This window comes from Nonomuraea sp. NPDC047529, from assembly GCF_040642995.1.
Classification (GTDB): Bacteria; Actinomycetota; Actinomycetes; order Streptosporangiales; family Streptosporangiaceae; genus Nonomuraea.
Map to the genome: position 1 here is coordinate 1 of NZ_JBEYTJ010000120.1, position 1,066 is coordinate 1,066.

The following is a 1,066-nucleotide window of genomic DNA, read 5'->3' on the forward strand; positions in this document are numbered from 1 at the left end:
CCGGCGCTGTTGGGGTGCGGCTTGCGCATCTGGGTCAGCAGCCCGGCCGGCAGGAGCTTGCCGCTGTTCAGCGCGGAGAAGAACGTACGCAGATCCTCCGTGGTCGAGATGATCTCGCCCGCGCCCGAGATCCACGAGGGGTTCTGGCGGGTGACGTCGATCACCTTCCACTGGTCGGCGGCGTCCTGGTAGCGGTAGTAGGCGTGGGCGTACGGCGCGGGCATACCCGTCCAGGCGCCCGGCACCACGGTGTGCCTCAGCTTGAGCGGCCCCAGGATCCGCCGCTTCATCTCCACGGCGTAGGAATGGCCGGTGACCTTCTCGATCAGCAGCTTGGTCAGCACGTAGTTGACGTTGCCGTAGCTCCAGCTCGTCCCCGGCTCGAACTTCGCCGGCCTGGTCAACGTCAGCCGCACCAGCTGCTCGTCGGTGTAGGTGTGGAAGCGCTTGGCCACCCACTCCTTGCCCTGCCAGGGGATCAAGGACACCGGCTTCCCGTCGGGGTCGATGTCGAAGCTGTAGTCGAACAGCCCGGTGGTGTGCTGCAGCAACATCCGCACAGTGATCCGCCGGTCCAGCTTGAACTGGGGCAGGTAGTCGGCCACCGTGGCGTCCAGCCCGATCTCGCCGGCCTCCACCAGTTTCAGCATCAGGGTCGCGGTGAAGTTCTTGGTGCTGCTGCCGATCCGGAAGTACCCGTTCGTCGGCGGCTTGGCGCTCGTGCCCAGCCTGCGCACCCCGGCGCTGCCGACCCACTCGCCTTGCTCATCGTTCACCCGCATCTGCACCCCGGCGGCGAGACCGGCATCGACGAACGCCTGGATGGCCTTCTGCAGCTCCGGGCGGTCCTGTGCGGCGGCAGCCTTCGACACGGCTCTGCTGTCCGCGGTGGCCATCGCGGGGGTGGCGGCTCCGGCCAGCAGCGCGGCCGCCAGCGCGGTGACCGCCACGCGCCGGAAGACCGTGCCGTGGCCGGCCGGGCGCGGGTGCACGCCGGAGATGCGTGCCTGGGTCGCTGATGAGGACGGGGTCTTCATGGCTTCTCGTCTCTGTTGTCGCGCTCATG

The 1,066-nt window shown here is 68.5% G+C and carries 1 protein-coding gene; it reads right to left on the reverse strand.

What is annotated here, in order from left to right; all coding sequences use genetic code 11:
- On the reverse strand, nucleotides 1-1,037 hold a 1,037-nt coding region (locus ABZ815_RS52825), incomplete at its 3' end, for a serine hydrolase domain-containing protein (RefSeq protein ID WP_357711162.1).
- Nucleotides 1,038-1,066: the final 29 nt, after the last annotated feature.